Annotated in this window: 1 pseudogene; it reads right to left on the bottom strand. The window is 60.3% G+C overall.

Annotated elements, in window-relative coordinates:
- Positions 1-166 precede the first annotated feature (166 nt).
- Positions 167-807, bottom strand: a pseudogene (locus D8U69_RS12055) (glutamine synthetase); the annotation flags it as partial.

The raw sequence follows: 807 nt of genomic DNA, 5'->3' as shown, positions 1-807 counted from the left end.
TCCGCGGGCCTTTCTCTTTCAGCTGCTTGAAATCGCTGAACGGGGCCAGGTGGTGATCATTGCTCAGGGTTTGCCATTGGCGGGTTTGCGGGTTGTTGCTGGTCATGTGAATCTCCTAAAAATCCAGGTGAACGCGCGCCGCGGGACAACGGCGGCGCCCGGCGTGTCAGACGGCAAAGAGCAGGAACTCCCGTTCCCACGAACTGATCACGCGCTTGAAGTTTTCATGCTCGGCCCGCTTGACCGCTACGTAGCCAGTGATGAAGTTGGTGCCCAGGTACTTCTCGATGGTTTTGCTGTTTTCCATGCGTTCCAGTGCGTCTTCGATGGTCAGCGGCAAACGCAGGTTACGGCGCTCATAACCACGGCCGACTACCGGTGCACTCGGGTTCATGCCTTCGACCATGCCGATGTAACCGCACAGCAGGCTGGCGGCAATCGCCAGGTACGGGTTGGCATCGGCGCCCGGCAGGCGGTTTTCAACCCGGCGGTTTTGCGGCCCGGCGTCCGGAACGCGCAGGCCCACGGTGCGGTTCTCTTCGCCCCACTCGACGTTGACCGGCGCCGACGTGTCGGGCAGGAATCGGCGGAACGAGTTGACGTTGGGTGCAAACAGCGGCAACAGCTCGGGAATGAGTTTCTGCAAGCCACCGATGTGGTGCAGGAACAACGAACTCATGGTCCCGTCTTCATTGGAGAAGATGTTTTTGCCGGTCTCGATGTCGATGATGCTCTGGTGCAAGTGCATGGCACTGCCCGGCTCACCGGTCATTGGCTTGGCCATGAAGGTGGCGGCCACGTCGTGCT

Origin of the sequence: Pseudomonas sp. Sample_16, from assembly GCF_004307665.1 — a bacterium.
In the GTDB taxonomy this organism is placed as follows: domain Bacteria; phylum Pseudomonadota; class Gammaproteobacteria; order Pseudomonadales; family Pseudomonadaceae; genus Aquipseudomonas.
This window is presented reverse-complemented; position numbering and strand designations above follow the sequence as displayed.